General features: G+C 69.4%; 7 protein-coding genes and 1 pseudogene. 6 read left to right on the forward strand and 2 right to left on the reverse strand.

The annotated features are described in order from the left end of the window. From ACFCV8_RS34870 to ACFCV8_RS34885, 4 genes and pseudogenes are all read left to right on the forward strand, one after another. A pseudogene (locus tag ACFCV8_RS34870) lies at positions 1-1,782 on the forward strand (hypothetical protein); the annotation flags it as partial. Then, the gene (locus tag ACFCV8_RS34875) at positions 1,782-2,150 is read left to right on the forward strand and encodes a toxin-antitoxin system YwqK family antitoxin (RefSeq protein WP_376689532.1); all 369 of its coding nucleotides are present in this window, start codon (positions 1,782-1,784) and stop codon (positions 2,148-2,150) included. The pseudogene ACFCV8_RS34870 and the gene ACFCV8_RS34875, both read left to right, overlap by 1 nt. A gap of 79 nt (positions 2,151-2,229) precedes the next feature. Next, on the forward strand, positions 2,230-2,595 hold the full coding sequence (locus ACFCV8_RS34880) for a toxin-antitoxin system YwqK family antitoxin (RefSeq protein WP_376689533.1): 366 nt from the start codon (positions 2,230-2,232) through the stop codon (positions 2,593-2,595). A 95-nt stretch (positions 2,596-2,690) separates the two neighbouring features. Continuing rightward, entirely contained in the window at positions 2,691-3,083 is a 393-nt protein-coding gene (locus ACFCV8_RS34885) for a hypothetical protein (protein ID WP_376689534.1), read from the forward strand. Positions 3,084-3,107: 24 nt separating this feature from the next. On the opposite strand, the gene ACFCV8_RS34890 is transcribed toward ACFCV8_RS34885, so the two are convergent. Further along, a complete protein-coding gene (locus ACFCV8_RS34890; RefSeq protein WP_376689535.1) occupies positions 3,108-3,734 on the reverse strand; it encodes a hypothetical protein in 627 nt (208 codons plus the stop codon). A gap of 75 nt (positions 3,735-3,809) precedes the next feature. Here ACFCV8_RS34890 and ACFCV8_RS34895 point away from each other — a divergent pair, with 75 nt between their 5' ends. Next, complete coding sequence (locus ACFCV8_RS34895) at positions 3,810-4,184, forward strand: hypothetical protein (protein ID WP_376689536.1); 375 nt, start codon at positions 3,810-3,812, stop codon at positions 4,182-4,184. A gap of 15 nt (positions 4,185-4,199) precedes the next feature. Here ACFCV8_RS34895 and ACFCV8_RS34900 read toward each other — a convergent pair whose 3' ends face one another. Beyond that, on the reverse strand, positions 4,200-6,149 hold the full coding sequence (locus ACFCV8_RS34900) for a serine/threonine-protein kinase (protein ID WP_376689537.1): 1,950 nt from the start codon (positions 6,147-6,149) through the stop codon (positions 4,200-4,202). Positions 6,150-6,715: 566 nt separating this feature from the next. Here ACFCV8_RS34900 and ACFCV8_RS34905 point away from each other — a divergent pair. Beyond that, on the forward strand, positions 6,716-7,020 hold a 305-nt coding region (locus ACFCV8_RS34905; protein ID WP_376689538.1), incomplete at its 3' end, for a hypothetical protein.

Genomic DNA, 7,020 nt, shown 5'->3' on the forward strand with positions numbered 1-7,020 from the left:
AACGTCCTGACGACCGTGTTCACCGGCGGTGCCGGAGGCGCGGCCGCCGGGGCCGGAAAGGCCGGCGCCGTCGCGAAGGCCCTCTCCGTCGCGGGCAAGGCCGGCAAGGTCATCGACCCGATGACCTACATCGCCAAGGGCGCCGGAGCCGGACTCTCCAAGATCGGCGACATCACCAAGGGCCTCAAGGGCATCTCCAACATCGAGATCCCCAAGATCCCCGACAACGCGATCACCATCCCCGAAGGCTCGGCCCTGCTGCCCGACGGCACCTTCCACCTCCCCGACGGAGCGAAGATCCCCGAAGGCGGCGTCAAACTCCCCGACGGGAACGTCAAGTTCCCCGACGACGTCCCCGTCATCCCGGAGAACACCACCAAGCTCCCGAGCGCTCCGGACAACCCCGGCCAGTACTTCGACCACGACGGGAACCTCCTCGACAAGGACGGCAAGGTCGTCCAGCACGCCGGGGACGCTCCCAAGGAGCCCTCGCCCACCATTCCGCACACGGACGGCAACGGCCCGACCACTCCGCACACCGACTCGACCACCCCGCACCCCGACGGTCCGGCCAAGGAACCGGCCCTGGTCGGCGCCGGGGCGAACACGGCGGACAACGTCGCACACGTCAGCGGCAACACGAGCGAGAACGTCACCCGCCTCACCAGCGACATCAGCGACCCGGCCCACGTCAGCGACAACCTGCCCAACGGCCGCGTCAGTGACAACGTGCCCAACGGCCGGGTCAACGACAACCTCCCGGTCGGCGGTGTCGGCGACAACCTCCCCCGCGGCCAGGCCGACGACCTCGGCCCCGGCCCCGCCGCCGGCCACGAACCGCCCAGCACCCACAACAACGGCGGCCACACCGGCGACGGCCCCGGCACCCCGCACTCCCCGGACGGGCCCAGCGGACCCAACGGGCCCCACGAACCGCCCACCCCCCACAACGGCGACCACACACCCAACACCCACGCCGACGACGCCGCCCACCACGCCCCGGACGAAACCACCCCGCACCACACGGGCGACGACACCCCGCCGCATCACGACGGCGAGAGCCACGAGCCCACACCCGGCCACAACAACGACGGCAACGGGTCGGACGGCAACGGCCCGCACGACGGTGATGTCGGGCCGGAGAGGATCGAGGCCATTGGAGATACCCCGCTGCCCGCGGTGGGAGCGGGGGAGAAGGTCCTCGGCGTTCTGCCCGAGAGCCTCGTCCGCCGTACGGAGGACGGCCTCATCTCCCACGTCGGCGATCAGCCGGTCAGCGAATTCCTGGACCAGCTGTCACACCAACGCGCCGAGGACTACCTGGCAGCCAAGGAGAACGGAACCTTCCCCCGCTCGAAGACCGGTGCCTGCGCCGGTTCGGTGATCGACCTACGGACTGGCAAGATCATCGAGGGAATCAATGGGCCGAAGAAGGCCCCCACCCTGATTCCCATGGACCGTCTGCACCCGACCCTCCTGGAGCGTTTCGAGCAGATCGCCGATGCGCCCCCGCATCACGCCCCGATCCTCGCTCATGCCGAAGTGAAGGCCGCGAACGAGCTGCTCTGGGCGCGCAAGGAGCTCGGTCTTCCCGACGACATCACGGCACTCACCGAAATGCGCGCGTCGGTCCAGTTCCCCTTCATAAAGGATGAAGTGACGAACCTTCCTCCCCGCGCAGCTCCATTCTGCGGCAACTGCAATCATATGCTGGAAGGCATGCCCAGTAGTTTCGGGCGTTTCCTCAAGGACCCGCCCGGGCCTGAGAACTGGAGGCCGTGATGACACTTCCCCGCATCGATATCGACGACCCGGAATTCGAGATGGACGAGGGCGAGGTCGTCTCCTACCAAGGGCAGAGATTCACCGGTGAGGTGGTCGAATACCAGCGCGGCGCGCTCGTCAGCCTCGTCACTTACAAGGACGGGATCGAGGACGGGCCGTCCAAGGAGTGGTACATGGACGGGACGCTGAGTTCCGAGGGAACGCTGCGGGGTGGTTTCCCCGTCGGCGAGTCCAAGGAATGGCATCCCAACGGGAGGCTGGCCTCACGCGTACTCATGAGCGCGAACGGATTGCGGCAGCTGGAGATCACCGAGTGGGACGAGAACGGGAACCTGACGAAGGAGTGGCACGCCGACCAGGGGTGACCCCGTCCGGTTCCGACTCCGTACCAGGAGGACGCCGGATGCGGTCGCAGGCCGAAGGGGAACCCGGCCGGGGAGCCGCATGAGACGCATCGGCATCGACGACCCCGAAGTCGACATGGACCAGGGCCGGCGCCTGCTGTACCGCGGAGAGCTCTTCACCGGCGAGGTGGAGGAGCGCCTGGGCGGCGCTCTGGTCAGCCTGGACTCCTGCGTGGCGGGGGTGCGGCACGGCCCGAGCCGTGAGTGGTACAAGGACGGCACCCTCCGGTCCGAGGGGACGGCACACGAAGGACGCGCGGTCGGCGTGTCCAGGGAATGGCATCCGAACGGTGTGCTCGCCGCCGAGCGGGAGTTCCCGGAGAACGGCGGGCCCATGCTCGCGGATCGTCAGTGGGACGAGGAGGGGCGACCCACGAAGAACTGGCAGGCCGGCAAGGGGAAGTAGCCGTCGTGGGAAGGCCCGGGGCGGCGGTCGCCCATCGGGCATCCCCGGGTGCGACGCCGGAGCACGACACATTCCGGTCCGAAGGAGGAGGCAGGTTGAGGGCTGTCCGGTTCGCCGGCTTCTTCAGGGAACTCTGGCCTTCCTCCTTCGGAACCCCGCCGGGCAGCCTGCGGGACTTCCTCGCGCCGGAACCCTACGAGGACGCCGGGCGGATCGCGGAGTACCTCCGTGGCGGGCACGAGATCTTCAGCGTCATGGGGGCTTCCACGGACGTCCTCGGCTCCGGCAGGACCGTGCTCGGCGGCGACTCCCTCTTCTCCGACGGGGAATGGATCTGGCGGGGAGACCTCTGGTTCTACGTCCGGACGCATCATGTGGAGCTCCCGGACGACTTCCTGGCACGGATCAGGAAGAACCAGTACGTGGTACCCCCCGAGGACGAACCCAGGATCATCGAGATCGCCGAGTACATCAACGCACGCATCTGACCGGTCCGCGCGGCGGGCCGCTCCTCAAGCCCGCAGCCCCACGACCCCCCACCCCCGGTCGGCCGCCCCAGTGAGGACACGGGCCCACTCCGTCAGCAGGTGGACGAAGCCGTGGTCGAAGTCGGCGGGCCGGCCGTCCGAGGACACGGCAGCGGTGTGCACGGCGAACGGTTCGCGCAGGCCGTCCAGGCGGGGCCGTACGCGTTCCCAGGTCGCCGCCAGCCGCCGCACGCTCTCCGGTGAACAGGCGCGCATCAGGCCGAAGATGTGCGGCGGGTCCTTCGAGAAGAAGTCGTCGTCCGACCGGCCCGATTCGCCGTCCGGCCCGTCCCAGATCAGGCCGAGCAGAAAGTCGTCCAGCTCCGCCCGCAACAGTGGGTCGGCGTGGTCCCGTACGTCGTCCCAGTAGTGCGTGGCCCAGAAGTGCGGCTTGTACGAGCCGAGTGTGTACAGGAACTCGTAGACGGCGAAGCGGTCACTGTCCGGCCCCTTCGGCCACACCCAGTCGCCCTGGACCGAAGGCGCCTCGTAGTCCCACAGCCCCGTCTCGTCGGCGTCCCACGCACGCTCCAGCCGCAACAGCCTTTCCCGCGCGGGCACTTCGCCCAGCCACGCCCAGTCGACGATCATCACCGTGATGTCTAAACCCATACGGCGAGGCTACCGATCACCGCCGGGCGCCGCAGCGGGAGCGGCGACGAGACGGGATGTGGGAGTGTGCGGGGCATGGTCGAATCCTGGGTCCTTGCCGGCGGTGCCGCCGTGGTCTCCGCCGAGGACGTGACGGAGCTGCTCCGGGCACGGATCGCCGCCGGTGCGCTGGAAACGGTGCTGGAGAGCGCGTCCGGGCGGACCCTGTTCGTCGTGAGCAACACCGAACGGGCCATGGTGATGCTGCTCGACCACCCCGGCGACCCGGGCGAGCACGCCACGGACCCCGGTGCGGAGGGGTGGAGCGACGGCTACGTACTCGCCAACGGCCAGGAGGACGAGTACCCCGACGCGGACACCGTGCCGCTCCACGAAGGACTGCGCATCGTCCGCCGCATCCTCACCACGGGCTGCCCGCCGTCCGACTCCTCGTGGACGGTCGACCGCTGAACGCGAGCCCCTGGCTCAGGAGGACGGGCACTCCGTCATCTCCGGTTCGTTCGGCGGGTCCGGCCTGTCCAGAAGCGGGCCGAGGTACTTGTTGAAGAGCTGCTGCCACTCCCCGTTGCGCATGATCTTCCGCAGCGAGGCGCACACCTCGCTCTTCAGCCCCTTCTGGTCCGGCTTCATCGCGACGCCGTACCCCTCCGCGCCCGGCCCGCTGTCCAGCCGCTTCAGCTCGCCCGGGTTGCGCTTGACGAACCCGGCGAGGATGACGTCGTCCGTGCTCACCGCGTAGACCGACGACTTCGGGTCCAGCAGGTCCCCGACGCACCGGTCGTAGCCGTTCGGCAGCGAACGCGTCATGTTGTAGCCGGCCTTGGGCAGCCACGTCTCGTACGTCGAACTGCGCGCCGTGCAGACCTCGTACTGTCTCTGCTGGAGCATCCGGGAGTCGTCGATCGACACCCGCTTCGCCTTCTTGCGGACCATGAAACCCCGGCTGGCCACGTAGTACGGTCCGGCGAACGCAACGCTGTAGTCGGGTGCCTTCGCGTGTTTGCGCTCGTCGGTGATGCTGTAGGTGGCGATGACCAGGTCCACGTCGCCCTTCTGCAGTATCGTGCTCCGGTTCTCGCTGCTCACGGGCTGGAAGCTCACCTGGTCGCGCGTGTAGCCCATGTCCTCGGCGATGGCGTGGGCGAGATCGATCTCGTAGCCGTGGTACTTGCCGTCCCTGCCCTTCTCGCTCAGGCCGGGCTGGTCGGCCTTGACTCCCACGTTCAGCCTGTCGTGCCTTTTGATGTACGGCTCCGACCGGGCACCCGGGTCCGGCTTCCGACCTGCCTCCGACTCGCCGGTTCCCTGTATCCGCTCCACGGCGTACCAGCCCGCGCCGAGCAGCAGGGCCCCGCATACGACGCCCGCCGTGAGCTTCTGCCACGACGGGACGCGCTTCTTCGGCCGCGACGAGGCCGGGGGCGGGGGTGAGAGCGGCGCGGGAGGCCGTACGGGCGGCTGGGGATCCCCGGAACCGGACTCCCCCGACTCCCGCTTCTGCTCCTCCTGCTCCCGCTCCTGCTCCTGCTCCTGGTTCTTGTGCGTGCCCTGGGACGCCCGCTCCCCCACCGGGACCGGGGCCGTCCTGCGGAGGATGTCGCGGAGCATGACTTCCGCGCTCTCGGCGCCCAGGCGCCGGGTCGGGTCCTTGTCCATCAGCTGCCCCACGACCTCGGCCAGCTCCTCGCCGTACTCCATCGGCAGCGGGGTGGACCGGCAGGCGGCGACCAGCACTTCGTACTCGTTCGGCCGGTCGAAGGGGTGCCTGCCCTCGACCATCTCGTACAGCGTGACGCCCAGCGACCACAGGTCGGACGCGGCTGTCGCCGGGGCCTCCTGCGCCGTCTGGCTGAGGATCTCGGGCGCCAGGTACTTGAAGGTGCCGATCAGTTCACCGGCCTTGGTGAGCGGGGCGGCGCCGTCGAAGGTGGCAATGCCGAAATCGGCGAGGATCGCGAAGTCCTCCTTCGCGAAGAGGATGTTCGCGGGCTTCACGTCACGGTGCACCACCCGCGCCTCGTGCACCGCGCGCAGGCCGCTGAGCACCTGGAGCCCGATCGCCGCCGTCCGCCGCACCGAGAGCCGCCGCTCCGCGCGCATCAGGTCCGCGAGCGACCGCGCGTCGAGCAGGTCCATCACGATCCAGACCTGGTTGCCGGACTCGACCCGGTCGTGCACCGCCACCACGTTGGGATGCCGGATCTTGGCGATGGCCGCGGCCTCCCGCCGGGCCCGCTGCATCATCTGCTCCTGCGTGGCCGCGCCGGCGGCGTCCCTGCTGAGGAGTCCCTTGACGGCCACGTGCCGGTCGAGGCGGGTGTCCAGCGCCTCCCAGACCTCGCCCATGCCACCGCGCCCGAGGCTGTGCAGAAGTTCGTAACGGCCGTCGATCACGATGTGCGGTACGGGGGCCACGGGGCGGTTGAGTGACTCCTGGGAGCCGGCCGACCGACCGTCGTGGGCGCCACGGGGCGTTTCGTCGCCGTTTCCGTGGTCCGAATCACGGCCGGCCGTACCCTCACTGTGCATGCGACCCCCTGTGGACTACATGGATGCAACAGAGTAGACGCTCGGTCATATGCACAGCGCCGAGCGTCATTTACGTGCAGCCCGTGCCCGCCCCGAGCCGCCTCCTCCCCGTACAGGGCCTCGGTCCTGCCGTCGGTGGCGTTGCCCGAAAGGGCAGACGGCGGTGCCCTTCCGCTCGCCCCGCCCTTCTGCGCGACCAGCGGGGCCGGGCCGCAGGCTGAGGCGGCGAGTGGGCTGTGCGTCGGGGGCCGGGAGGGCGGATGAAGGCGGTTCCGGGGCAGGACCCCGCCTCCGCGTCCGGTCGTGGGGGTACCCCTCATCGCGACAACGTGACATCCGGCCCCGAAGTGTCACGTCTGCAAGCACCCCCACCCCACCGCCCGCCGGGCGACCGCCCCGCTCCCGACCGCCGCAGCGTGCAGCGTCTTCAGCGTGCGGCGGGGAATCGTGCGGTGTCCCGTCTGGTCGCCCAGCGCTACACCCCTCCGGTCAAGCCCTCCCCCGCCCAGGCCCCCGGGTTCCGGAAGGTGAAGGCCGACATCGCGGCGAAGAAGACCCGCCTGGCCGTCCACGCTCCCGCCGCCACGGAGTCGAGGTCCGCGCAGGACGCCGCGGTCGCGCCCCCGGACGACAAAGAAGCCCAGGGCAAGGCCGCCAACACCGAGAAGATGAACGCCGCGAAACCCGGCGAGTTCAACAAACAGGCCTTCATCGACGCCGTGAACAAAGCCATCGACGCCCAGGCCCCCAAGAACCT

The sequence above is a fragment of the Streptomyces sp. NPDC056347 genome, from assembly GCF_042262625.1.
Taxonomy (GTDB): Bacteria; Actinomycetota; Actinomycetes; order Streptomycetales; family Streptomycetaceae; genus Streptomyces.